We start from the raw sequence: 24,653 nt of genomic DNA, 5'->3' as shown, positions 1-24,653 counted from the left end.
CAGCCGAATTTCCTTGTACGCTGCACTGGGTTATGTCAGTGCAGCGTTTGGAATACATCAGGCAAGGCATCGGGGCGACCATTATGAAACAGCTTCTACTGAAGGTTTTCGACAATCTGGAAAATTATATATGCCAGTTCCTCCTTGTATTCTTCGTGATTTTGCTGTTTGTACAAATTGTGCTGCGTAATATATTCAATAGTTCGTTGTCTTGGGGCGATGAATTGGCCACTTATGCTTTCGTCTGGTTTGCCTATATGGGGGCAGTGTACGCAGCCAAAATGTCGGCCCATAATCGCGTGACATTTCAGTTTAAGTTTTTTCCTCATATTGTAGAGAAATTTTGCAATATAATCTCTGATTTGATCTGGGTGGGGTTTAACCTGTATTTCGTTTATTTGAGTTACGATTTCGTGTTCAATCGCATGAATGTATTCTGGAAATCCCAGACGATGGGAGTTCCAATGAAGTACTTTTACCTAATTCTCCCGCTTGCTTTCTTGGTCATGTCTATTCGCATTCTACAGAATATGTATGCCAAGCATGTAATGAATCGGAGGGTCGTGGATCCGGAGGATGCGAAAATCGAAGAAATGCAGCGCACACAAAATGAAACTCAAGAAAAGAGCTGAGTGATCGGAGACAGCCTCATGGATCCCACTATTGTATATGTGCTATTTGGCACCTTCTTCCTGCTGCTATTGCTTGGCGCTCCCATAACGGCGTCTCTTGGTGTATCGGCCCTGGCGGCCTTTCTCTACATTGGCCAGAATCCTGCCACTTTTGTTCAGATCGCCTTTACCTCGGTTGGCTCGTTCCCGCTCATGGCATTACCCGCCTTTATCCTCGCCGGGGCCTTGATGGAAGCCGCAGGGATCTCGCGTCGGCTGGTCGATATTGCCGAGGCGTTCGCCGGGCCGGCAACGGGGGGGCTCGCGGCGGCAACTGTCTTCGCCTGCATGTTTTTCGGTGCTATCTCTGGCTCGGGCCCGGCTACCACGGCTGCCGTTGGCATGTTGATGATCCCGGCCATGGTGCAGCGGCACTACGATCGGGGATATGCATCTGCCATTACTGCCTCCTCCGGCGGCCTGGGCGTCGTGATTCCCCCCTCCATTCCCATGGTCATCTTTGGTATCACCGGCATGGGTATGACACCGCCCCCGGAAGCGGTGGCGGCACACGGCAGCTTCCAGACCTTGTCGATTCCCAAGTTGTTTATTGCCGGTATTCTCCCCGGCATAGTGATAGCCGGTTGCCTGCTAATCATGAATTATCTTTTATCGAGAAAACATGGATATCGTGGCCTCACCGATCACTGGTCGACTGAGGCGATAAAGAAAACACTGCGTCGTGGTATCTGGTCGATGCTGGCGCCCATCATCATTCTCGGTGGTATCTACTCAGGGGTGTTCACGCCTACGGAGTCGGCCATCGTCGCCATCTTCTATACGTTGATCGTGGGGATCTTCATCCACAAGGAGCTGAAGTTCCGGCCGGCAATGAAGACACTGGAAACCACGACCTGGATAAGTGGGCGCGTGCTGCTGATCCTGTTCACCGCGACGGTTTTCGGTCGGCTTCTGGTCGAACAGCGTGTTCCTGCTTACATTGCATCGGCCATGCTGGATTTCACCCAGAACATGTACATCATCTGGGCGCTGATCATCATGTTCCTGTTGTTCGTCGGTATGTTCATGGAAACTCTCGCAGCCATTATGATTCTGACGCCCGTCTTGTTGCCTATCATGTATATGCTGGGGGCCGACCCCGTCCATGTGGGTATTGTGGTCGTATGTGCACTGGCAATCGGTTTCCAGACACCGCCGCTCGGCGAGAACCTGTTCGTTGCCTCGGGCATTGGCGGGGCCTCCATTGAGGAAATCTCCTATCGCGCCTTGCCGTTTGCCGCTGCATCCATTATCGCGCTCTTCATTGTTGCCTATATTCCACAGATTTCTCTCTGGTTGCCCGGAGTGATGGGCTATTAGGTTGAACATTGGAATGTCGGCTCCGGAAGTTGACCAGGCGAAGTGCAGTTATCATTCGAGGTAACGGAGGAAATATGGACAGGTCAATCGAAAAAATTCTTTGCTGTGTCGGGCTTCGCAGTGATAGCCATGTGGTACTGGAGCAGGCATTCAAGCTTTCTCTTGCCACCGGGGCGAAGCTGCATGTTATTCATGCCGTCAAGTCGCTGGATGACGACGTCATGAACACGCTGCGTGTCAATATTCGCGACAAGAAGACTCTGCAAGAGCTTATCCGTAAGCGTCTGGACGAAGCGAGGCAGCAGCTGGAAGATAAGATGGCAAACTTCTGGAGCCTCCATGGCGAGGGAGATGAGTCCGGCGACACCCGGGTTGCTAGCCTAGAGGTGGCCGAGGGCTACCCGGCCAAAGTGATTGTCGGCATGGCCTCGAAGCTGGGCTGCGATCTGATCGTGATGGCCTCCAATAAGCACGGTTTTACCATGTCCTATGTGGGCAAGGTGACTCGGGGTGTGCTGAAACGAAGCCCGATACCCGTGATCGTCGTGCCGGTGAAAAGTTGAGGCAACCTCCAATTCGGTAGTCACGATCCGCGATCCCATTGCCAATCATTTCGAGCTCGGCAGCGTTTTAGTGTCAAGCATGGGGCTCCATGGTGATTTGGGAAGGCCTGGACGCCTCGCTCTATGCCGCGTGTTGTCTGAATATCTTTTATGACGAAGCATCAGCTCGACCGACTGTTCGTTGCGGTCGGTGAAGGCTGATAGCCTAAGTTCGGCTTGTCAGCCGGGATGGCTCTTGCGGACGTTGTGACAGCGCCCGTGAGGCTCGGCCCGCTCAGGCCCATAGGGTTTCCTGCAGTTCCGCCGCGATGCGACGCATAAGTGGCACCCACTCCTTTAGGCTGTCAATGGAGTGGCGAAGGCGGGGCGCATGGATGGCCAGCGAGGCCTGTATGCGTCCCGTCTGGTCATAGACCGGCACCGCTATGGCGACCATCCCCTGAATGAACTCCTCATCGTCGGTGCTCAACTCGTTATCGGCGATAGTATCCAGGCGAGCCTCGAGCGTTTCGGTCGTGGTGGCGGTGTAGGGTGTGTGAGCCTCCAAGGGAAGATTCTTAAGCAATGAGCGTCGCTTATGGGGGGGCATTAACGCCAGGAACATTTTGCCGCTGGCGGTGCAGTGCAGGGGCAGGCGGGAGCCTGGAGGCAACTGGATGCGAACTGGCCAATTGGTCTCGACCCTTTCGTAATACAGTACTTCGTGACCGTCGAGCAGGGTCAGGTTGCAGGTCTCGCCGACCTCGTCGGCCAAACGCTTGAGCAGCATGCGCCGGGGGGCCTTGAGGCTCTCATTGGCCAGCACGCCCATAGCGATGCGATGCAAGAGTTCGCCGGGTAGAAGATGTCGGCCTTCCAGGTCGCGCACTACGAGGTACTGGTCTTCGAGCTGCTTTAGCAGACGATGAAGGGTGGGCTTGGGAATCTCCAGGCGGCGCTCCAGCTCGGCGGCGCTCACCCCGTGGGGTGCGGTGGCGATGGCCTCGAGCAGCAACAGTCCCCTTTGCAGAGTGGAATTGGTCGTATTGCGGCGCGAGGTGGGGCTGTCGTTAGGCATAGGCGATCCTTGTTAGCGATAGGCGGCACGGGGTGACATCATGATAACGCGGCCAGCCTGGGAGGGCTTGCCGCGTTATCATTCAGATGCTAACCAGGAATAGCGAGAGTGCCGGCCACAGGGAGATCGCGATCCAGCAGGCAAAGAGGGCGATGAAGTAGGGGATCACGAACTTCACCAAACGCAGGTAGGGGATACCGGTGATACTGCTGGCCACATAGAGATTGAGGCCGAAGGGTGGTGTGACGAAGCCGATGGCAGCCCCAACCAGGAAGATCACTGCGAAGTGAATCGGGTCGACACCAGCGTTCTGGGCAATGGGGGCCAGGATCGGCGCTAGAATGATGGTGACCGGCAGGCTTTCGAGGATCATGCCCGCCAACAGGATCATCAGCATGCAGGCGCCAAGGATCACATAATAGTTGCCGAGCCCGCTGAGCAGGTTGTCTAGGGCCTGGCCGGCGCCCAGCACCGACAGCAGTTGTTGCATCACTACTGAGATGGCGATCAGCGGTGCCAGCATGCCGGCGATCTGGCCCGAGCGCAGTAGGATACCGGGCAGGGCGGTGAAGCGGATCTCCCTGGTGATGAGCAGTCCCGCGACCAGGGTGAAGCCCACGGTGATGGCTGCGGCTTCGGTGGGTGAGAACTTGCCCGAGTAGATGCCGTAAAGCACCACGCCGATGGTGGCGAACCCCAGATAGGCGCGGCGCGCGAACCGCGCGCTGGTACCGGCCTTGAAGGGAATCAGGGTACCCCAGCCGTGTCGCCGTGCCACAAGGTGGCAAGCCGCCATCATGCCGAACACCATCATGGCACCAGGGATCATACCGGCGATGAATAGGTCGCTGATTGACAGGTTCATCATGAAGCCATAGACGATGAAGATGATGCTGGGCGGAATGATGATGCCCACGGTGCCGCCCGAGGCGGCGGTGGCCGCAGAGAAGCGGTCGTCATAGCCGTTCTTGATCATCTCGGGCTGCATGATGGAGCCGATGGTCGCCGTGGTGCCGGCGTTGGAGCCGGAGATGGCGGCAAACAGCCCACAGGCGCCCAGCGTGGCCATGCCCATGCCGCCGCGCAGCCAGCCGAGTACCGAATAGGCGAAGTCGGAGAGCCGCTTGGCGATGCCGGCGGCATTGATCAAGTCGCCGGTCAGAATGAACAGGGGCAGGGCCAGCAGCCCGAAGAAGCTCAGCCCCTGGAACAGGGTGACGCCAATATTGGCCAGGGTGAAGTCAATTACCAGGCTGGTCCCGACGACCCATAGTCCGATGACCAGGAAGATCGGCACGCCGAGCAGGAAGAAGGTAGTACAGCCGGCCGTGACCAGGCCGATCATGAGTCCGTCCGTCATGTCGTGGCCTCCTAGTCCATGATTGAGGGTTGCAGGTTGAACGGCTCACGGCGCCTGAAGCGGCACACGTCGGCGATCAGGTTCTGCAACACACGAATGATGATCAGAACCCAGGCTAGCGGCGTGGCGAGATAGAACCACCACTGCATGACGTTATCGGTGCCGGGCACGATGGCGAAGTTCATGTGCGCCAGTTGCACTTGGTCGATGGTGAAGTTGATCACCAGGGCGCCGAAGGTGATCCACAGCACGGCATCCAGGATCTGGCACAGGAACTGGCCGGTGTAGGGCAAACGCATACGGATCTCGTTGAGCGAGAGATGGGTGCGCTGCTTGACGTTGAGCGATGCGCCGAACCAGGTCAGCCACAGGAACAGCAGGATGGGAATACTGGTACTCCAGGGGGCCTGGAGGCTGAAGAAGAAGCGCCGGATCACCTCGACGAAGATGATACCGGCCATCCCGCTGTACGAGATCAGGATGATCACCTTCTCCAGGTTGGCGTCGAGCCACCTCAGCGGCGCCCACCACCCCGAGACCGGTCTGCCGGGCGCCCAGGAGGCGCCCCTGGACGCCTCCACGCTGGACGCTTGAGTCGAATCGTGACGAGTCATTAGGTCCTCCACCAGCGCTTCGGCGCCACGTTGACAGCGGCCATGTCACGGGGGATCTCCCGGGCGATTGTATGGATCTCCTGGTAGATATCGACATCACCGGCCCAGGCGTTCAGGCGCTCACGCCATTGTTCCCAGGGCTCAGGATTAAACTCTGGGGCGCACCTACGTTCGGCCTCGGCGCGAATCTCGTCCGACAGCGGAGCGACCCTCACATTGTGCTCGGCAAATACGGTACCCGCGGCCGGGTGCTCGGAAGCGCCGACAATCTGATAACGTCCGGCCTCGTTCATGCCCTGGGTGAAGATCTGGGCGGCATAGGCTGACTCCATCACCTGCTCCTGCAACTCACTTCCCAGGCTCTCGAATTTAGAAAGGTTCATGGCGGTATGCTCAGTGCCGGCGAAGAAGCGCAGGTCGACCGCCTGGGAGACGACCGGCGCCATGCCGGCATAGGCCACCGCGCTCATCCAGGTTTCGGCACCGTCGAGCAGCCCCTGACGAAGACCGTCTAGGGTTTCTTCCCAGGCCACGGGGACTGGGTTCAGGTCCAACTGCTCCATGGCGATGCGTCCCAGTTGAGTGCCGGTGACGCGGTTCTTGGTGCCCTGCAGCTGTTCAAGGCTCGTGACCAATGGCTTGTCGGCCCAGCTGAGCCCCATCATCAGGCCGCGCAGGTCGCAGTGGGTAAACAGGAACTGCAGGTTATGGCGCTGGCGCAGCGGTTCCCGCAGCAGCGTCTCGCTGCGTGAGTCGTAGAAGAAGTGAAACATCGAGGCGACGCTGGGAAACATGTAAGCGAAGTCCAGCACGTTCAGATATGGCGCACCGCCAGCGGAATTCTGGGTAGAGGCCGAGAAGATGTCGACGATGCCCTGCTGGGCCTTGCTGACGCAGTCGAGCTGGTTGCAGACCTCGTTGCTGCCCATGAATTCGACCCGGATGGCGCCGTTGGTCCGCTCTTCCAGGTCGCGAGCGAAGAACAGCTGCCCGGACTTCTGGATGTCGAGATTGCGCGCGTTGAAGCCCGAGGCGCCGAAGCGCAGCTGGAACTTTGGCTCAGTTTGATAACGGCGCTGCTGCTCGGATTCGGCGGCCCGGGCCAGGCTGCTGAGCGTGAGGCCAGCACCGAGGCCACCGGCCGCGAGCAGTGTCGAGGTAACGCCGAAGCGTCCGGAGATGTTGAGGAAATCGCGCCGTGAGATGCCGAGACGGTTGGATTGAATTAGCGACATGAGGGCGTTGCTCCCGAATCTTGTGGTTGATATTTGAGGGATGCGGGCGGGCTTGTAGTAGGGGTGGGGAAGAGCCACCGCTGCAGTCCGCTGGATCCACCATAGGACGCAGTCGGTCACAGATCAAGAAAAATGATTGTTTTTGTCTCGATATTGACCATTGAATTTTTTGGTATCAGTATTATCGAGATAATATGTCTCGCAAATATGGTGACTTTGCAATGCATTCAAAAACTCCAGCGCAAGGCGCCTACGACTACGTGATCGTCGGTGCCGGCTCGGCAGGCTGCGTGCTCGCCAACCGCATAAGCGAGGACCCAGGGGTGTCTGTGCTGTTACTGGAAGCGGGGGGCGCCGACTGGAACCCTTGGATTCATGTGCCGGTAGGCTATTTCAAGACCATGCACAACCCGGCCACCGACTGGTGCTACCTGACCGATCCCGATGAGGGCATCAAGGGGCGGCAGCTACAGTGGCCACGAGGTAAGGTCCTGGGGGGGTCGAGCTCGCTCAACGGACTGCTTTATATCCGTGGCCAGCGTGAGGACTATGACGACTGGGCCGCGGCCGGCAATGTCGGGTGGGGCTACGACTCGGTGTTGCCCTATTTCAAGAAATCCGAATGTCAGGAGCGAGGCGCCGACGAGTACCATGGTGCAGATGGCCCGTTGCATGTCTCGGATTTGCGGCTGCGGCGCGAGATCGCCGAGCGGTTCATCGAAGCGGCCAAGGTGGCCGGAATCCCCGAAAACGCTGATGTCAATGGGGCGACCCAGGAAGGGGTGGGATACTTCCAGCAGACATCCTATAAGGGCTTTCGCTGCTCGACGGCCAAGGCGTTCCTGCGCCCGGCGCTCAAGCGCCATAACCTGACGCTGATCAAGCACGCCCACTGTCAGCGACTGCTGTTGGAAGGTAAGCGGGTTGTAGGGGTGGAGTATCGCCAGGGTGGGCAGACGAATCGGGTGAAGGCCAACCACGAGGTGTTGCTGTCCAGTGGTGCCATTGGTTCCCCCCAGATCCTGCAATGCTCCGGGATCGGGGATCCGGGGCATCTCAAGAAGGTGGGAGTCGAGTGCCTCCACGAGCTGGCCGGCGTAGGGGAGAACCTTCAGGACCACCTACAAGTTCGCCTGGTCTTCAAGACTCGCTGTCGAACGCTCAATGATGAAGTACGCCATCCCCTGATGAAGCTTGCGGTGGGCACCCAGTATGTATTGACCCGAACCGGGCCGCTGACACTGGCGGCCAGCCAGGTGTGCGTCTTCACCCGGTCCCGCGAGGGGCTGGAGCGTCCGGATATCCAGTTTCATATGCAGCCACTCTCCTCCGACAAGCCTGCCGAAGGGGTGCATCCCTTCTCTGCCTTCACTGCCTCGGTCTGTCAGCTGCGCCCCACCAGTCGTGGATCCATACGCATAATCAGCCCCGATGCCGGTGTCTATCCCTCGATCCGGCCCAACTACCTGAGCACCGAGGAGGACTGTCGCGTCGCGGTAGACGCGATCAAAGTGGCGCGCCGCATCGCCACGCAAGCCCCGCTCGACGAGGTCATCACCGACGAATACGTGCCCGGGCCGGACTACCAGAGTGACGAGCAATTGCTGGATGCTGCCCGTCAGTTTAGTCAGACCATTTATCACCCCGCCGGCACCTGCAAGATGGGGCATGACCCGCTGGCGGTGGTGGATGACCGGCTTCGGGTACATGGCCTGGAGGGCCTGCGCGTGGTGGACGCCTCGATCATGCCGGTGATCGTATCCGGCAACACCAATGCACCTACCATCATGATCGCCGAGAAGGCCGCCGACATGATCAAGGCCTCCCGGGGTGCATCGCGCGGAGCAGCCTGATCCGCCGGCGATTGGCCTCAAGCCTGGCGGACAACTGGTGCTAACCCCGGCGGTGTGGGCGAGGCACCATGCACAACATAAGCCGAGCGAGGTCCCGTGCCGTGCGTGATGCCTGATGAGAAACCGGTCCGGCCGGCCGATGTCATGGCCGTGCGTGAATGCCAGCAACGCTCGGGATGCATCGCCAGTGGTGCATCCCCTGTCACCAAGGCGGCGATCCAGGTCCGACTCAGCCGCCTGAGGGAGAAACTGTTATGTTCAGTCTTGAAGTCATCCGGCCGCGCCTGCTGGAAGCCTTCCAGCATAAGATGCCGGGGGTGCTGATTTGCATCACTATCGCCCTGGCCACTACCTTCATTGCCGATCACTATGGTGGGCCTACGCTGCTCTACGCCTTGCTGTTTGGCATGACCCTGCATTTCCTCTCTGAGGAGGGGCGCTGCCTGGCGGGAGTGGAGTTCGCGGCCAGGACGATCCTGCGGCTGGGCGTTGCGCTGTTGGGTGTGCGGATCACCATCGAACAGGTAGCCGACTTGGGAGTCGGACCGGTGCTCACTGTAGTTTGTGGTGTCGCCTTCACGATAGCCTTCGGCGCCGTAGTGGCGCGCCTCCTTGGCCTGAACCGTGACATGGGTTTGCTCACCGGTGGTTCGGTGGCAATTTGCGGTGCCTCAGCGGCTTTGGCGCTCTCGGCTGTCATGCCTCGTCATGCCACCCATGAACGCAACACCATCATGACAGTAGTCGGCGTTACCACGCTCTCAACCATGGCTATGGTTATCTACCCACTGATTGTTGGTGTGCTGAGGCTCGATGATGGCGAGGCGGGAATATTTCTCGGTGGTACTATTCACGATGTGGCCCAGGTGGTCGGTGCTGGCTACATGATTTCGGAGAGCACTGGCGACGTCTCGACTTTCGTCAAGTTGCTGCGTGTCGCCATGTTAGTGCCAACGGTGATGATCTTCATGTTTCTGTTTCGCCGCCATCGCCAGGAGGAGGAGGGCAACCGTAAGGTACCCATGCTTCCAAACTTCTTGATCGCCTTCGTGGCTCTGGTCGTTATTAACAGTCTCGGCTGGATCCCGCCACTGGTTGCCGAGGGCTTCACCGATCTGTCGCGCTGGTGCCTGGTAACCGCTATCGCCGCCTTGGGTATTAAGACTTCATTCCAGAAGCTGGCTGTAGTGGGTTGGAAACCAGTAATCCTGATGGTGGCCGAGACGCTGTTCCTGCTATTGCTGGTGCTGGCCTTTATCCACTTCGACCTGGCGACTTGGTGATGATGAGAGTACAGGTCAACGGCGCACCCCACCATCTCGAAGAGGGCTGCGGCTTGGATCACCTGCTCGCAGAGCTCGGATTGGCCGGGACACGTATTGCCGTGGAACTGAACGAGGCGGTGGTGCCAGCCAGCCGCCATGCAAAGACTTACCTCGCCGCGGGTGACCGGATCGAAATCGTCCATGCCATCGGCGGTGGCTAACACCCGGCTATTCAGGAGATCCCGCATGACCTTATCCGACCAACCGTTACGCATCGCCGGGCGCGAGTTCACCTCACGTCTGTTGGTAGGCACCGGAAAATACCGGGATGTCACCGAGACCGCCGCCGCTCTCGAGGCCAGCGGCACCGAGGTAGTGACCTTCGCCGTGCGGCGCACTAACTTGGGCCAGGGTAATGATGTGCCGTCGCTGCTCGACGTGGTGCCCCCGTCCCGTTATACGCTACTGCCCAATACCGCTGGCTGTTACGATGCGCACGCGGCTGTGCGCACCTGCCGCCTGGCCCGGGAGCTACTGGACGGCCACAATCTGGTCAAACTCGAAGTGTTGGGGGACGAGACGACCCTTTACCCCAACGTCGTGGAAACCCTCAAAGCCGCCGAGACATTGATTGCAGACGGCTTCGATGTCATGGCTTATACCAGCGATGACCCCATCGTGGCAGCGGAACTTGAAAAACTTGGATGCTGCGCGATCATGCCGCTCGGTTCATTGATCGGGTCCGGGTGTGGAATTCAGAACCCCCATAACATTCGCCTGATCATCGAACACTCGAATGTGCCGGTATTGATCGATGCCGGCATCGGCACGGCTTCGGAGGCGGCACTGGCCATGGAGCTTGGCTGCGATGCCGTGTTGATGAATTCCGCCATCGCCCATGCGCGGGATCCGATAGCCATGGCCAGCGCCATGAAAGCTGCAGTCCTGGCTGGCCGAGGGGCTTTTCTCGCCGGCCGCATGCCGCGTCGTGAACAGGCCGAGCCCTCCTCACCGATGGAAGGGTGTTTGGGCGCTTGATCCCTACGCTGGTCCTAACCAGTTCAGGTTCAACGGGATCCAGGCTGGCGCACAGAACTGCATGATCTCAGCTGTTACAAACGTCACCCCGACAACGATCATGAACCACTCAATGGTTTCTTTATTTTCCACCGCTTTTGGCACTCTTGTTCTCTTGGGCAGCGGACAGAACCATTGCGTCCCGATCAATGGCGGCGATGGCATTGGCCGCTCGCTGTAACGCCGGGAGGCACTCCAGCGCTTTATCCTTGGAGAAGCGCATGATCGGCGCCTGAATCGCGATGCCAAGATTGGATCGGCCACCGTTTGGGTCAGGGGCTAAGGCCGCGATGCAAAGCAGGCCCGGAAGGAACTCTTCATTGTCGAAAGCGTATCCTTGCTGGCGTACGTCGCTGATTTCTGCCTCAAGGGTATCAAGGTTTGTCAGAGTCTTGTCGGTAAAAGACTTGAGAGAGATTTCTCCAAGCAGCCGCCGCCTCTGGGCGGGAGGCATCTGTGCCAGAAAAAGCTTACCACTGGCAGAGCAGTGGACCGGAACCCTGGAACCTGGGTGAAGAAAGAATCTAAGCGCTTCAGAGGTTTCCACGCGATCGAGGTAGAGCACCTCACTTCCTGATAGGGCAGTGATATTGCAGCTCTCTCCCACCTCATCCACCAACTGGCTAAGCACGGCATGCCGAGCTCCGTGGACGGTGTCGTTGAGTAGCATTTTCTCAGCGAGTCGGCGGAAGCGACCTCCCTTTCCGTAATGACGTCCGTCAGCCTCGCGCTGGAGCATGCCGGAGCTTTCGAGCTGCTGCAGCATCCGGTGTAATGTCGGCTTGGGCATGCCCGTCTCGTCAACCATGCTTTGCAAGGTGAAGAACTGGTCTTTGTCAGCGATGACTTCCAGCAGCGCCAAGAGTCGCTGTGCCGGAGTTTCACCTTCCAGTCTGTATGTCCCGGTCTTTTGGCTGGTCATGGCATACCTCCCTTTGCCGATAAAGTTACGTCATTTCCAAAAAGAAAGCAATTTGTACCGTTTTCCGAAATCCTTTCTTGACTGTTTTGTCACTACGGCGCTAGATTCATTTAAGGTTTCTAAAAACGAAACCATTCGTACCACAAAACGTTTCGGTGATGCCGAGGAGGACCCCGATGAGCACCCTAGAGAACCAGGACACCCGCCGCGTCGTGCAGGGCAAACAGACGATGACCCCATCCGAGGCCTTCGTCGAAACGCTGGTGGCCAATGGTGTCACCGACATGTTCGGCATTATGGGCTCGGCCTTCATGGACGCCATGGATATCTTCGCGCCGGCCGGCATTCGCCTGGTCCCGGTGGTCCATGAGCAGGGCGCTGCGCACATGGCCGACGGCTATGCGCGGGTCTCCGGCCGCCATGGGGTAGTGATCGGCCAGAACGGGCCGGGTATCTCCAACTGCGTGACCGGGATCGCCGCGGCCTACTGGGCGCACAGCCCGGTGGTGATCGTGACTCCCGAAGCGGGCACCACCGGCATCGGCCTGGGCGGCTTCCAGGAGTGCCATCAGTTGCCGATGTTCCAGGAATTCACCAAGTACCAGGGGCACGTGACCCACCCGGCGCGGATGGCCGAATACACCGGGCGCTGCTTCGACCGGGCGATGTCCGAGATGGGCCCGACCCAGCTGAACATTCCGCGTGACTACTTCTACGGCGAGATCGAGTGCGAGATTCCCCAGCCGTCGCGTCTGGATCGCGGTCCCGGCGGAACCAAGACCCTGAACGAGGCCGCTGAACTGCTGGCGAGCGCCAAGTTCCCGGTGATTGTCTCCGGCGGGGGAGTCGTGATGGCCGATGGCGTCGAGGCCTGCCAGGCACTGGCCGAGCGACTGGGTGCACCGGTGGTCAACAGCTATCAGCACAACGACTCCTTCCCGGCCAGCCATCCGCTGTGGTGCGGTCCGCTGGGCTACCAAGGCTCGAAGGCGGGCATGAAGTTGATTGCCCAGGCCGACGTGGTCGTCGCGCTGGGTACGCGTCTGGGCCCGTTCGGCACCCTACCGCAGCACGGCCTGGACTACTGGCCGAAGGACGCCAAGATCATTCAGGTCGATGCCGACCACAAGATGCTGGGGCTGGTGAAGAAGATTGCCGTGGGCATCTGCGGTGATGCCAAGGCGACCGCCGAAGCGCTCGTCGAGCGTCTGGCCGAGCGGGACCTGGCCTGTGACAGCACCAAAGGTCAGCGTGCCGAGCTGATTGCCAGCGAGAAAGCGGCCTGGGAGAAGGAGCTCGACGAATGGACCCACGAGAAAGACCCGTTCAGCCTCGACGCCATCGACGAGGCGAAAGGCGAGACCCCGTTCTCCGGCGGCGAGTACCTGCACCCGCGCCAGGTGCTACGTGAGCTGGAGAAGGCCATGCCCGCGGACGTGATGGTCTCCACCGACATCGGCAACATCAACGCGGTGGCGCATAGCTACCTGCGCTTCGACAAGCCGCGCAGCTTTTTCGCGCCGATGAGCTTCGGCAACTGCGGCTATGCGCTGCCAACGATCATTGGCGCCAAGGCGGCAGCGCCGCACCGGCCGGCGATCGCCTATGCCGGCGACGGCGCCTGGGGCATGAGCCTGATGGAGACCATGACGGCGGTACGCGAAAACATCCCGGTGACCGCGGTGGTGTTCCACAACCGCCAGTGGGGCGCAGAGAAGAAGAACCAGGTGGAATTCTACAACCGGCGCTTCGTGGCCGGCGAGCTGGACAACCAGAGCTTCGCCGAGATCGGTCGGGCGATGGGCGCCGAGGGGATCACGGTGGACCGCCTGGAGGACGTGGAGCCGGCGCTGCAAAAGGCCATCGACCTGCAGATGAACGAAGGCAAGACCTGCGTTATCGAGATCATGTGCACGCGTGAGCTGGGCGACCCGTTCCGCCGCGATGCACTGAAGAAGCCGGTGCGGTTGCTGGAGAAATATCAGGACTACGTTTGAGGCCCTGCTCGTTCAGTTGATGTGGTCTTCCCCCGGCTCGTCCGGGGGCTTTTTCTATCGCAGCTTTTTTCTTGGGGTAGTTTTCTTAGCCCAAGGAGGTTCATGTAATGAAGGCGTTGTATCGGATTCTCGAGCGTGCTCGCCAAACTCCCAAGCGCATCGTGCTCTGTGAAGGGGAAGATATAAGGATCATTCACGCCGCCATCAAAGCGGCTGAGGATGGCATTGCTCACATTATACTGGTTGGAGAGCGAGATAAGATAAAGTCACTATCCATTCAGCATGAGCTCAATCTGCAGCTCGTTGAAGTAATTGATCCGGCTGACTCACCTTTGACAGGCGATCTGCAGAAGGTCTTGTATATGCTGCGCGGGGAGAAAGGCATGACCCGTGAAGAAGCCGAGACTGCCGTTTACGTTCCTCTTTGTTTTGCCAACCTGCTTGTGCGGGAGGGATATGCGGATGGCTCTGTGGCGGGGGCGGTATACACTACAGCCGACGTGGTTCGTACAGCTATCCAGATCATAGGCATAGCATCAGAATTCCGCATAGTATCCAGTTTCTTTCTGATGATGCTGTGCAAGCCATTTCACAAAATGAAAGGCGGTATGATCTTCTCTGACTGTGGTCTTGTAATTGAGCCGAATGCGTATCAGTTGGCCGAAATCGCCATGTCGGCAGCAGACAGTGCCGAGGCGCTATTAAATGAAGAGGCACGGGTGGCCATGCTGTCGTTCTCTACTGGTGGCAGTGCTGCGCACGAGAATGTGGACAAGGTAGTCCAAGCAGCCCGTAATGTTAAGGCCCAACGGCCTGAGCTCGCCATAGATGAGGATGTTCAACTTGATGCCGCCATCGTCGCAGAGATTTCTGAGCGCAAGCTGCCGTACTCTAAAGTCAGAGGGAACGCCAATGTATTGATTTTCCCTGATCTGGAGGCCGGCAATATCGGTTATAAGCTAGCCGAGCGAATCGGCGGTGCCGAAGCCATTGGACCGCTGCTTCAGGGACTAGCCAAGCCGGCCAACGACCTGTCGCGCGGCTGTAGCGTTGAAGATATCTACAACGTGATAGCTGTAACCTCAGTGCAAGCACAAAGGCTCTCGGGCGCTCCCGACAACTGATGGTCTTTCAAGGGAGTCAAATATGATTTCGACTACCTTGACGATGGAGTCAGGGGCGCTGCTAGGGACGCTGGCCGTCATGGCGGTGGCCGGTTACCTACATACAGTAGCGGGATTCGGCCTCGGAATGATCGTAATGGGAGCGGCTGGCGGGATTGGAGTAGCGTCGCTACCGGTGCTGGCGGCGGTGGTAAGTTTGCTGACGTTGGCGAATAGTGCCATAGCCCTGCCGGGAGGGTGGCGTGGCCTGGGGAAACATCGCGTCATTGCCCTGGCAATGGGCATCGTGCCATCCATCATGCTTGGCGTTTGGCTGTTGGCTTGGTTGAGCGCCTCATCCATGGCGCTGCTTACACTTCTGCTGGGCGCCCTTGTGCTTTATGGGGGGGTGAGCGTCGGGCTGCGCCCGCGTCCACGACTGCAGGAGTCCCCATCTTGGAGTTATGCCGTCAGTGGTGTGTTGACGGGGCTTTGTGGTGGACTATTCGGCGTTCCTGGTCCGCCGGCCATTTATCACTGTTATCGCCAGCCGCTGCCGCTGGAAACGATACGGCTCTTGTTGATCCTTTGCTTTGCCATCACCTCGGGGATGCGCACCTTGTTCGTCGCAACCCAGGGAGGACTGACAGCAGATGTTTGGGAACTTGCCATATGGGCGATACCTGTCGTGGGGGCCGCGACCTGGCTTGGCCGTCGGTACCCCCCCGCGTGCTCTGCCGAGAAAATGCGTAGGGTGGCCATGCTGGCCTTGATCGCACTGGGTATGTTTATTTTGATCAAGGGTTTGCTGTCGTTGGCAACCTTGGGTGGATGAGAATAAAGGAAACTGATCAGCGATGACTCCCGAGTTGCTACAGCGCAGTGGCACTGCGCGGCAAGCAGCTGCTATTTACACATGACTCAATGCGCACCTGCTGTGTCGAGAATGACAATTTTGACGAGTACGAGAGAGTGTCCGCTACTCTGGATCATGAATTCAATGCTGTGGCTTGGGCAACGCTCGATCCGCTGCAGCCCGACCAGTACCTTCGTCTCTACAGGCCGTGCCCATCCCAGCCAGCCGGTCGCTTCGATCGGCTGCTGTGCCGCTGGCAGGTGGTAGGCGCTGACCCATGCTCCGAGCTATGTTGCACTGCACAAAATCCCCTGTTATCGTGTGAGGTATGCAGCAGAGCGGGAATCTCCCGCTCCAAGGCATTCAGAACCCCGGAGGTTCCCCATCATGAGCAACGCATTCGCATTCGATGCCAAGCAGTTTGACACCGCCCAGCTTGAGTCCATTTTCTTCGCCCCGGCGCGCGCTTTCACTGCTTTGTCCATCGACTACACCGAGAAGCTGGTCAATGCACAGCTCGAGGCTGCCAAGGCGTATAGCGACACCACCTTGGCGCAGCTGCGTAGTCTGGCCGAGGTCAAGGATGCCGAGGGCCTAAAGAGCTATCTGGAAGGCCAGCAGGCCGTTGCCAAGGATTTGACCGAGCGCCTGAAGGGCGATGCCGGCAAGGTCGTGGCCCTGCAGCAGGACTTCGTGCAGCAAAGCCAGAAGCTGACCGAGAATAGCGTCAAGCAGGCCCAGCAAGACGTCAAGACGGCTACCCAGAGCGAGACTGAGACAACATCTGCGCCCAAGTCGGTCAAGGAAACCACTTCCAAGGCCAAGTAAGCCTTGGGCCTGCGGGCCGCGCCGACGCAAGACTCAGGCCGCCGATCCATGATCGGCGGCTTTTTGCTATGTGAGCAAATGGCAATTCAGTCTTACCCTGCTGATGGCAATTATTGCCTCCAACCTGCCGGAGTCTTTGGTTGGTGCCATGGCCATGCGCAAAGGCGGCCAAAGGCCACTCAGCGTCATCCTTATCTGGTCTGGAGCCGCCGTAATCCTGACTTGTCTTAACCACCGGCTTCGGTTCTTTAGGAGAAAGGAAAAGCATCATAACTATGATTACGTTGTATTTAGGTGTGGTAGCTAATTTGCCACCACACCTCAACCCTTTGATTGGAATCTAGCAGGGCCCTATCAGATGCTTCACTTCTAGAAAAGCTGCCAGGCCCCAGGGCCCCAGTTCCCGGCCGATCCCGCTGCGCTTGAAACCGCCCCAGCCGGTCTGGGGTAGCACCAGCTGTTCGCTGTTGTACCAGATGCTGCCGGCCTTGAGCTGGCGGCCGATGCGTCGGGCCCGCTCTGGATCCCCGCTGATCACGGTGGCGGCGAGGCCGAAGTCGGTGTCGTTGGCGAGGGTGATGGCCTCTGCTTCGTCTGCCACGCTGCGGGCGCAGAGTACCGGGCCGAATATTTCCTCTCGCCACAGACGGCTGGTCGTGGGTACGTCGCGGTAGAGCGTGGGTGCCAGGAAGAAGCCGCGTTCAGGCAGCGTGTGGTGGCGTGCATCGCGCACCGCCACCAGCCCTTCACGCTCGGCGATGGCGAGGTAGGCCTGCACCGCGTCGCGCTGCCGTGCGCTGGTCAGCGGGCCCATGTCGCTACCCTCGGCCAACGGGTCGCCCAGCTCGAGGGCATCAATGCGCTGCGCCAGGGCCGCATAGAGCGGCTCCGCCACGTCCTGGTGAACCAGCAGCCGCGACGTTGCCGAGCAGATCTGTCCCGCGTTGTAGTAGATTCCCGCCATCACCCAATCCGCGGCCTGTTCGGGGTCGGCATCTTCCAGCACCAGCACGGGCGATTTCCCGCCGAGTTCCAGCGATACCCTGGCGGTACGATCGGCCGCGGCATGCATCACCGCTTCGCCTACCCGGTTGCTGCCGGTAAAGGAGATCTTGTCGATATCGGGATGGGCGCACAGCGGTATGCCGATACCCTGGCCGTCGCCGAAGAGCAGGTTGAGAACGCCCCCCGGCAGGCCGACCTCTATGGCGATCTCGGCGAGGGCACGCTCGGGTAGCGGCGTCACTTCCGAGGGCTTGAGCACCACGGTGCAGCCGGCAGCGAGAGCCGGGGCGACTTTCCAGGCGCTGGTCACCAGCGGGAAGTTCCACGGCGTGATGAGCCCGACGACGCCGACGGGATCGTGATAGCAGCGCGCCTCGACACCTTCCATGTCGAGACGCACCGGCTCGCCCTGCCGGGCGTCCAGGGCGCGTGCCTGCCGGGCATAGTAGCGGTAGCAGACGATGGCGTCGTCGAGGTCGATGTACGCTTCCGCCAGCACCTTGCCGTTATTGGTCGACGACACACGTGCCAGCTCATCCCGCCGGCGCGCCAGCGCCTCGGCGAACGCCTCGAGATACCGGCCGCGCTCGGCACCACTGAGCGCCTGCCAGGCGGGGAGGGCGCTCTTGGCCGCGTCCACGGCGGTATCCACGTCGCGCGGATGACCGGTCGTGACGTCGGCGATTCGCTCCTCCGTATAGGGATTGGTCACCGGCAGGCATTGCCCGCTGGCCGAGGCGACCCACTGATTGTCGATGAACTGCTGCGTCAGGAACGTCATGAAAGCTCCTTGGCCGCGGATGCGTTGTCATGGCACCAGGCCATCCAGGCACTGGCGTCGATCTCGACGAGGAAAGGGCCGTCGGAGGGGCGGCTCTCGAGCGCCTTGGCCAGCTCGGGAGGCGAGTCGACCCGCGTGGCCAGGCAGCCGAATCCGCTGGCGAGCGTGATGAAGTCGGGCGCCTGAATGTCGACGCCCAGGCGTTCGACGCCGTGATTGTCCATGTAGCGCCGAATCTCCTCGTAGCCGTGGTTATGCCACAGCAGGATCACCACCGGCAGGCGGTATTCGACGGCGGTGGCCAGCTCCGAGAGGGTGAACATGACCCCGCCATCCCCGACCAGGGCAATTACCGGCAGCTGCGGCTGGCCGAGCTGGGCACCCAGCGCCGCCGGCAGGCCGTACCCCAGCGTGCCGTAGCCGGTGGAGGCGTTGAAGAAGTGGCGCGGAGCCGGTAGCGCAAGCAAGTGGTTGGCGGCGTAGACCGGGGCCGTGGAGTCACCTACCCAGATGGCCTCCGGCAGTACCTCGCGCAGCGTATCGCACAGCGGCACGAAGGGCGCGAGGGTAGAGTCCTGGGCCAGGTTCAGGGCGTCGCGGGTGGTGCTGGCACGCGCGACGCCCTGCTTGTTCAGCGGGCAGGGGAAATGCTCGAGCAGTCCCGTGATGGCCTGCGCCGCATCACCGACCAGGCCCAGTGACAAGGCTTGGTTGCGCACCAACTGCTGGGCATCCAGGTCGATGCGAATCAGCCGGCCGGTAAGGGCGAAGCCGTCGTCGAAGACCACGTCGTAATCGGTCTCGCCCAGCTCGGTGCCGATGGCCAGGATGACGTCGGCCTCGTGGGCCAGCCGGCGCACGGCCGGCAGCCCCGTATTGGCGCCCAGGTCGAGCGGGTGCGCATCACCCAGCAGGCCCTTGGCGTTGATGGTGGTCGCCGTTGGCGCGTCGAGGCGCGTGACCAGTTCCCTTGCCGCCGCGGGTGCCTTGACACAGCCACCACCGAGCAGCACCAGCGGGCGCTGGGCGTCACGCAGCCACTGCGCCGCCTGGGCCAGCCCATCGGGGTCGGGTGCCGCTGGGTAGATTGTCGGTGCGTTCCACTCCCGCGGCGAGCTGACGGGGGCGTCGAAGAGGTCGATGGGAATCTCGATATGCACCGGTCCCGGCCGCTGGCCCTGGAAGACGGCAAAGGCCCGGGCCAGCACTTCGGGCAGACCGTCGCGATCGAGCAGGGTGTGGCTGAAGCGTGCCACGCCTGCCACCAGGTTGCGCTGGCTCTCCAGCTCGTGCAGTCGGCCCTGGCCGCGGCCCAGGGTGTCCCGGCGGTTGACGCTGGAGATCACCAGCATGGGCACCGAGTCGGCCAGGGCCTGGCCCATGGCGGTGGCGATGTTGGTCATGCCGGGCCCGGTGATGATCAGGCAGACGCCGGGCCGGCCCGTCGCCCGGGCGTAGCCGTCGGCCATGAAGCCGGCGCCTTGCTCGTGGCGCGGCGTGACGTGGCGCACACCGCTCGCCTCGAGCCCGCGGTAGAGCTCCACGGTATGGACTCCGGGGATGCCGAATAGCGTATCGACACCGTAGCGATCGCGCAGCAGGCGAATGAGTAGTTCAGCACAGGTCATGTCATGACTCCGTAAAGCGGCATTGACGTGGCGTGTCACGAGGCCAGCGAAGGCGGCTGGCCGTGCCAGGTGGCCTCCAGATCGAAATCGATCAGCGTGCGGTCGCGGTCGTAGACCGGCTGGCCCTGCAGGAAGCTCATCTCGACCTGGGTACGATGCAGGTTGCCGCGCACCTCGCGCGAGAAAGGATCGTGGTCGAGCACGATGAGGTCGGCCGACTTGCCCACTTCGAGCGAGCCGGTTTCATGCTCCAGGCCCATGGCATAGGCGCCGTTGAGCGTGGCGACGCGCAGCGCTTCCTCCAGGCCGATCGGCGTACCGAAGCGCTCTTCCCCCGGTTCCCATGGGTTCTGCCGTGTCACTAATGTCTCCAGGGCCAACCAGGGGTCGATGGAGGCGACCGGGAAATCGGTTCCGAAGACCGCCACACCGCCCGCATCCAGCACACCGCGCAGATTGTAGGCGCGAGACAAGCGCTCCGGCCCATAGCCGGCCCGGGCCCCGGAGGTGAAGCGCGAGGGATACCAGGCCGCCGGGGAGAACTCGGCGATGACATCCAGCTCGGCGAAGCGGGCGAGGTTGGCGTCGTGCAGGATGGTGCTGTGAGCGCACTGATGGCGTACGCAGCTGGATCCGTTGGTGCGCCGGGTGGCCGCCACCGCATCCAGGAACAGGTCGGAGGCGCCGTCGCCGGTGCAGTGGGCAATGACCCGAATGCCGCGGCGGTCCATGTCGACCAGCATGTCGCGCAGGTGTTCGGGGGTGAGATTGATCTTGCCGCGCCAGTCGTCGCCGCGCTCCCACGGCGTGAGCAGGAAGGAGGAGCGCGGCTCCACGGTGCCGTCGAAGTGGAACTTGACGGCATTGGCGCTCAGGCGGCTGCTGGCGTAGTAGTGGCGTTCGCCGCACAGCAGCTCCCAGCGCCGCTTGACCGGGAAGATGTCGTCCTGCCAGCTGATGGCCGCCTCCACGCGCAGGCTGAGCTTGCCGGCATCGTCGAGCTGCTTGAGGGCGGTCAGCCGCTGCTCGCAGACATGCACGTACTTTGTCGCCGTGACGCCGCGGCTGGTCTGGAAGTGCAGGCCCTCCTGATAGGCCTTGCGCAGCACCTCCACCGGCGTGGGGGGCATGGCGGCGTGGATCATGGCATAGGCGCCATCGATCATCAGGCCAGTGGGTTCACCGGTCAGCGGGTCGCGCTCCATGTACCCATTTCGCGGGTCCGAAGTGTGGCGGTCGATACCGGCCAGGGCCAGCGCCTTGCTGTTGACCATCATGGTGCCCCACATGCGGTCGAGGATGGCCACGGGGCGGTCGGACATGAAGCTGTCCAGCCATTCCCGGCCTGGCGTCAGCCCGGCCTGGCGAAAGGTGTAGCGTACGAAATAGGCGCCATGGATCCAGCCGTCGCCGGGGTGATGGGCGGCATAGTCGAGAATGGCCTGCTTGACCTGCTCGGGAGTAGGGTCTTCGATGCCGATCTTGAGCGAATCGTCGTACTTGGCGGCCAGCCCCAGGTCCGGATGGGTATGCATGTCGTGCAGGCCGGGCATGACGAAGCGACCGCCCAGCGGGATCACGCGGGTATCGGGGCCGATCCACTCCTGCATGGCACTGTCGTCTCCCACGGCGCACAGTCGACCGCCGGCCATGGCCAGCGCCTCGGCCCAGGGGCGTGCGGGATCGAGCGTATAGATCTTGCCCCCTTGCAGCACGATATCGGCATGGCGTGGGGCGGGCGCATGGCTGGAGCGCCAGGGATCGAACATGGCAATCACCTCTAATTGTTGTGCAAGATTCACCTTAAACCAGTGAAAAAGGCCATGAGGTGTTAATTTCTTGCGCCTGAGGTGAACGTTCTTGCCGCTTCAATCGCTCAACTGGACACGGCAGAAGCGCCGAGCAAGCTCTCCAACAGCTTCTTCATCCAGTCGCTGAAGGCCTGCACGTTGGGGTCTTCCAGCCGGCTATGCGGCGTGACCAGATAGTAGGCCCGATCGCTGGGGATCTTCTCGCCGAAGGGGCGAACCAACTGGCCGTGACGCAGGCTGTCGCCACATACCACGTCATCGCCGATGGCGATTCCCTGGCCGGACAGGGCCGCCTGCAGCACCAGCAGGATGTTCGAGAAGTACAGCCCCGATTCCACCTTGATCTGGTGCTTGCCGCCACAGGCTGCCAGCCACAGTTGCCAGTCGTGGACATCGTGCAGATGCAGCAGGGTGGCGCGATCCAGGTCGCGAGGGTGGGTGATGTCGAGTTCGTTGAGCAGTGTCGGGCTGCACACGGGGTGGTACATCGGCTGTGCCAGCAGCTCGGCATGATGATCGGTGTGAACGCCGTCGCTGAACACCACGAAGAGATCGAAGTTGGGTTGATTGATCGTCTCGTCTTCGCGGTTGGTGCTCAGATGAAGGCGAATGGTGGGATAGGCACGATAGAAATCGTTGATATGGCGGCTGATGACGCTGGCGGCGAAGCCGGGCGGCATGCACACGTGCACGTGACCGTTGTACTCCTGGTCCGGCAGGTTGGCGTGAATTCGCTCGAGACTCTGGAGCACCTCACGTACCTCACCGGCATAGAGCTGTCCCGCCGGAGTCAGGATCACCCCGCGTCCACGACGCTCGTAAAGGCGGAGGTTGAGCTGGCTTTCCAGCAGTCGCAGCTGGTGGCTGATGGCGCTGCGGGTAAGGCTGAGATAGTCGGCAGCATCGGTCAGGCTGCCAAGCCTGGCCAGGGCCTCGAAGGCGCGCAAGGCCTGCAGCGAAGGGAGATGGTTCGCTTTCTGTTGAGCCATTTTGACCAATCCGATGATTATTTTTGACTTTTGATGAGTTGAGTTTGCTCTATAGTGGATTTCAAAGCAACAACACTCCCGAGAGGAGCCTGAATGACCACGCAGACTCAACGTGATGCTCTCACCCGGCGCGTCGAAGCGCTGATGCCCAAGCTTTCCGAGTGGAACCAGACCATCTGGCACTACGCCGAAACCGCCTGGCGGGAATACCGCTCGGCGCGCTTCTATGTCGACCTGCTGCGCGAGCATGGCTTCGAGGTGGAAGAGGGCTCGGGCGGCATGCCCACGGCCTTCTGCGCCACCTGGAGTAACGGCGAAGGCCCCACGCTCGGCGGCTACGCCGAGTACGATGCGGTGCCGGGCAATTGCCAGGCGGCCGACGTGGTGAAACGCCCCCGCGACAACCTGAGCCCCTGGGCCGGTGGCCACACCGACCCGCACTCCGCGCTGGGCATGGGGTCGCTGGGGGGCTTTCTGGCCATGCAGGCCATGATGAAGGAGCAGGGCATCGGCGGTAAGCTGAAATTCTTCGGCGAGCCGGCCGAGAAGGTGCGCGGTTCGAAGCCGATTCATGCGGCGCGCGGTTATTACGACGACCTGGATGCGGCGATCAGCTTCCATCCCTTCTACATGTTGCCTTTGTGCAATACCACGCGCTGGGACACTCACTGCGGCGCCGCCTACGGGGTCATCTATACCTTCCTGTGCGACAGCCCCGAGACCTGGATGACTCGCGGCAGCCACTCGCCCATCGCGGCTTCGCATGCCAGCGCTCGCGCCCCCGGCGCCAACGACGCCGTCACCCAGATGTATACCAACGCCAAGGCACTGCGCGAGCACGTGCTGGCCAGCGGCCTGAACTGGTCGATGAACGAGGCGATCCTGAACGCCGGCCAGGCCACCGCCGACAACCTGGCGGCGCAGATGTCGCAGATCCAGTACTTCATTCGCGTCTCGTCGGTGGAACAGGCCGAACACGTGGTCAGGGGGCTCGACCATATCGCCGAATCCGTGGCCAAGCTGACCCACTGCCGGGTCGAGCGCCACTGGGTCGCCAAGTCGCGCCCCGGGCTGCCCAACCATGCACTGGCCGAGTTGACCTACGCCAACCTCGAGCGGGTCGGCGCGCCGCGGTTGGGCGACGAGGCGATCGAGCTGGCCCGCCGGATCCAGGCCAACCTGGGCATGGCGCCGATGGAGAAACCCTTCCTGGCCGATATCGAGACCCTGCGCAAGCCGCAGGACGCGGAGCGTGAACTGCGTCAGATACTGCCGCCCAACCAGACCCATTTCACCTCCGACGACTACACCGAATACAGCTGGCATGCGCCGACCGTGCGCCTCTACATCGGGCGGCCGGCGCTGGCACCCCGCGACGATGGCGGCGCCTACCCTGACTGGGTGATGAACGCCCTGGGCGGGTTGGCGCCGTGCATCGACCCCATGATCGAGACGGCAGCGAAGACGGTGGGGCTGACCCTGCTCGACCTGTTCCAGCAGCCGGAGGCGCTGAGCGCAGCGCAGGCCGAGTTCGAACGGCGTACCGGTGGCGGCATCGGCGGAGATCAATGGCTGGCCCCGCTATGCGACTACGAACCGCCGATTCATTTCCGCTGGCCCGAATACATTACCACGCCACGTGGTGAAAACGACTGGGTGATTCCGGCACCCAATGAGTGCTCCCAGGCACCCCGGTAGGCTTGACGCTTCCTATCAGC

The 24,653-nt window shown here is 60.9% G+C and carries 21 protein-coding genes and 1 riboswitch; of the genes, 12 read left to right on the top strand and 9 right to left on the bottom strand.

From position 1 onward, the window contains the following. Nucleotides 1-38 precede the first annotated feature (38 nt). The 3 genes from HBJ55_RS12600 to HBJ55_RS12590 all read left to right on the top strand — a co-directional run bounded on the left by HBJ55_RS12600 (nt 39) and on the right by HBJ55_RS12590 (nt 2,554). Nucleotides 39-632, top strand: a complete 594-nt coding sequence (locus HBJ55_RS12600) for a TRAP transporter small permease (protein WP_338072016.1) — start codon at nt 39-41, stop codon at nt 630-632. Nucleotides 633-650: 18 nt separating this feature from the next. Next, a complete protein-coding gene (locus tag HBJ55_RS12595; RefSeq protein WP_167115187.1) occupies nt 651-1,991 on the top strand; it encodes a TRAP transporter large permease in 1,341 nt (446 codons plus the stop codon). A gap of 74 nt (nt 1,992-2,065) precedes the next feature. Then, nucleotides 2,066-2,554, top strand: a complete 489-nt coding sequence (locus tag HBJ55_RS12590) for a universal stress protein (RefSeq protein WP_167115184.1) — start codon at nt 2,066-2,068, stop codon at nt 2,552-2,554. A gap of 274 nt (nt 2,555-2,828) precedes the next feature. Here the strand turns inward: HBJ55_RS12590 and HBJ55_RS12585 are convergent, their stop codons facing one another. The 4 genes from HBJ55_RS12585 to HBJ55_RS12570 form a co-directional block, all read right to left on the bottom strand. Continuing rightward, nucleotides 2,829-3,611: an IclR family transcriptional regulator gene (locus tag HBJ55_RS12585; protein WP_167115181.1), complete on the bottom strand. Its 783-nt coding sequence runs from the start codon at nt 3,609-3,611 to the stop codon at nt 2,829-2,831. Nucleotides 3,612-3,693: 82 nt separating this feature from the next. Next, on the bottom strand, nt 3,694-4,971 hold the full coding sequence (locus HBJ55_RS12580; RefSeq protein WP_167115178.1) for a TRAP transporter large permease: 1,278 nt from the start codon (nt 4,969-4,971) through the stop codon (nt 3,694-3,696). An 11-nt stretch (nt 4,972-4,982) separates the two neighbouring features. Beyond that, nucleotides 4,983-5,585, bottom strand: coding sequence for a TRAP transporter small permease (locus HBJ55_RS12575; protein ID WP_167115175.1), 603 nt, complete (start codon nt 5,583-5,585; stop codon nt 4,983-4,985). Further along, nucleotides 5,585-6,820 carry a TRAP transporter substrate-binding protein gene (locus tag HBJ55_RS12570; protein WP_167115172.1) on the bottom strand — a complete coding sequence of 412 codons (1,236 nt, stop codon included), beginning with the start codon at nt 6,818-6,820 and terminating at the stop codon, nt 5,585-5,587. The genes HBJ55_RS12575 and HBJ55_RS12570 overlap by 1 nt, the downstream gene beginning before the upstream one ends. A 221-nt stretch (nt 6,821-7,041) precedes the next feature. Between HBJ55_RS12570 and HBJ55_RS12565 the strand changes: the two genes are divergently transcribed. The 4 genes from HBJ55_RS12565 (at nt 7,042) to HBJ55_RS12550 (ending at nt 10,976) form a co-directional block, all read left to right on the top strand. Further along, entirely contained in the window at nt 7,042-8,673 is a 1,632-nt protein-coding gene (locus HBJ55_RS12565) for a GMC family oxidoreductase (protein ID WP_206022585.1), read from the top strand. Nucleotides 8,674-8,831: 158 nt separating this feature from the next. Then, the gene (locus HBJ55_RS12560; protein WP_240936094.1) at nt 8,832-9,956 is read left to right on the top strand and encodes a YeiH family protein; all 1,125 of its coding nucleotides are present in this window, start codon (nt 8,832-8,834) and stop codon (nt 9,954-9,956) included. Then, a complete protein-coding gene (thiS, locus tag HBJ55_RS12555; protein WP_422674195.1) occupies nt 9,956-10,159 on the top strand; it encodes a sulfur carrier protein ThiS in 204 nt (67 codons plus the stop codon). Before HBJ55_RS12560 ends, thiS begins: the two co-directional genes overlap by 1 nt. Before the next feature lie 25 nt (nt 10,160-10,184). After that, nucleotides 10,185-10,976 (top strand): thiazole synthase, encoded by a 792-nt coding sequence (locus tag HBJ55_RS12550; RefSeq protein ID WP_167115166.1) that lies wholly within the window; start codon nt 10,185-10,187, stop codon nt 10,974-10,976. Next, a riboswitch (TPP riboswitch) is annotated at nt 10,960-11,077 on the bottom strand. Its footprint overlaps the gene before it by 17 nt. Before the next feature lie 20 nt (nt 11,078-11,097). Here HBJ55_RS12550 and HBJ55_RS12545 read toward each other — a convergent pair. After that, nucleotides 11,098-11,937, bottom strand: coding sequence for an IclR family transcriptional regulator (locus HBJ55_RS12545; protein WP_167115163.1), 840 nt, complete (start codon nt 11,935-11,937; stop codon nt 11,098-11,100). Nucleotides 11,938-12,113: 176 nt separating this feature from the next. On the opposite strand from HBJ55_RS12545, the gene xsc reads away from it, so the two are divergent. The 4 genes from xsc (at nt 12,114) to HBJ55_RS12525 (ending at nt 16,721) form a co-directional block, all read left to right on the top strand. Further along, nucleotides 12,114-13,934 carry a sulfoacetaldehyde acetyltransferase gene (xsc, locus tag HBJ55_RS12540; protein ID WP_240936093.1) on the top strand — a complete coding sequence of 607 codons (1,821 nt, stop codon included), beginning with the start codon at nt 12,114-12,116 and terminating at the stop codon, nt 13,932-13,934. 107 nt (nt 13,935-14,041) lie between these two features. Further along, nucleotides 14,042-15,058 carry a phosphate acetyltransferase gene (gene pta / locus HBJ55_RS12535; RefSeq protein ID WP_167115160.1) on the top strand — a complete coding sequence of 339 codons (1,017 nt, stop codon included), beginning with the start codon at nt 14,042-14,044 and terminating at the stop codon, nt 15,056-15,058. 22 nt (nt 15,059-15,080) lie between these two features. Then, nucleotides 15,081-15,872 (top strand): TSUP family transporter, encoded by a 792-nt coding sequence (locus tag HBJ55_RS12530; protein ID WP_206022584.1) that lies wholly within the window; start codon nt 15,081-15,083, stop codon nt 15,870-15,872. A 408-nt stretch (nt 15,873-16,280) separates the two neighbouring features. Beyond that, nucleotides 16,281-16,721 (top strand): phasin family protein, encoded by a 441-nt coding sequence (locus HBJ55_RS12525; RefSeq protein ID WP_167115157.1) that lies wholly within the window; start codon nt 16,281-16,283, stop codon nt 16,719-16,721. Nucleotides 16,722-17,061: 340 nt separating this feature from the next. Here HBJ55_RS12525 and HBJ55_RS12520 read toward each other — a convergent pair whose 3' ends face one another. From HBJ55_RS12520 to HBJ55_RS12505, 4 genes are all read right to left on the bottom strand, one after another. Continuing rightward, nucleotides 17,062-18,507, bottom strand: a complete 1,446-nt coding sequence (locus HBJ55_RS12520) for an aldehyde dehydrogenase family protein (RefSeq protein WP_167115154.1) — start codon at nt 18,505-18,507, stop codon at nt 17,062-17,064. Continuing rightward, on the bottom strand, nt 18,504-20,135 hold the full coding sequence (locus HBJ55_RS12515) for a 5-guanidino-2-oxopentanoate decarboxylase (RefSeq protein ID WP_167115150.1): 1,632 nt from the start codon (nt 20,133-20,135) through the stop codon (nt 18,504-18,506). The genes HBJ55_RS12520 and HBJ55_RS12515 overlap by 4 nt, the downstream gene beginning before the upstream one ends. A gap of 35 nt (nt 20,136-20,170) precedes the next feature. Further along, nucleotides 20,171-21,904: an amidohydrolase gene (locus HBJ55_RS12510; protein WP_206022577.1), complete on the bottom strand. Its 1,734-nt coding sequence runs from the start codon at nt 21,902-21,904 to the stop codon at nt 20,171-20,173. Between the two features lie 107 nt (nt 21,905-22,011). Next, nucleotides 22,012-22,935 (bottom strand): LysR substrate-binding domain-containing protein, encoded by a 924-nt coding sequence (locus tag HBJ55_RS12505; protein WP_167115147.1) that lies wholly within the window; start codon nt 22,933-22,935, stop codon nt 22,012-22,014. 93 nt (nt 22,936-23,028) lie between these two features. Between HBJ55_RS12505 and HBJ55_RS12500 the strand changes: the two genes are divergently transcribed. Further along, nucleotides 23,029-24,633, top strand: coding sequence for an amidohydrolase (locus HBJ55_RS12500; protein WP_167115144.1), 1,605 nt, complete (start codon nt 23,029-23,031; stop codon nt 24,631-24,633). Nucleotides 24,634-24,653: the final 20 nt, after the last annotated feature.

Origin of the sequence: Billgrantia bachuensis, from assembly GCF_011742165.1 — a bacterium.
In the GTDB taxonomy this organism is placed as follows: Bacteria; Pseudomonadota; Gammaproteobacteria; order Pseudomonadales; family Halomonadaceae; genus Halomonas; species Halomonas bachuensis.
This window is presented reverse-complemented; position numbering and strand designations above follow the sequence as displayed.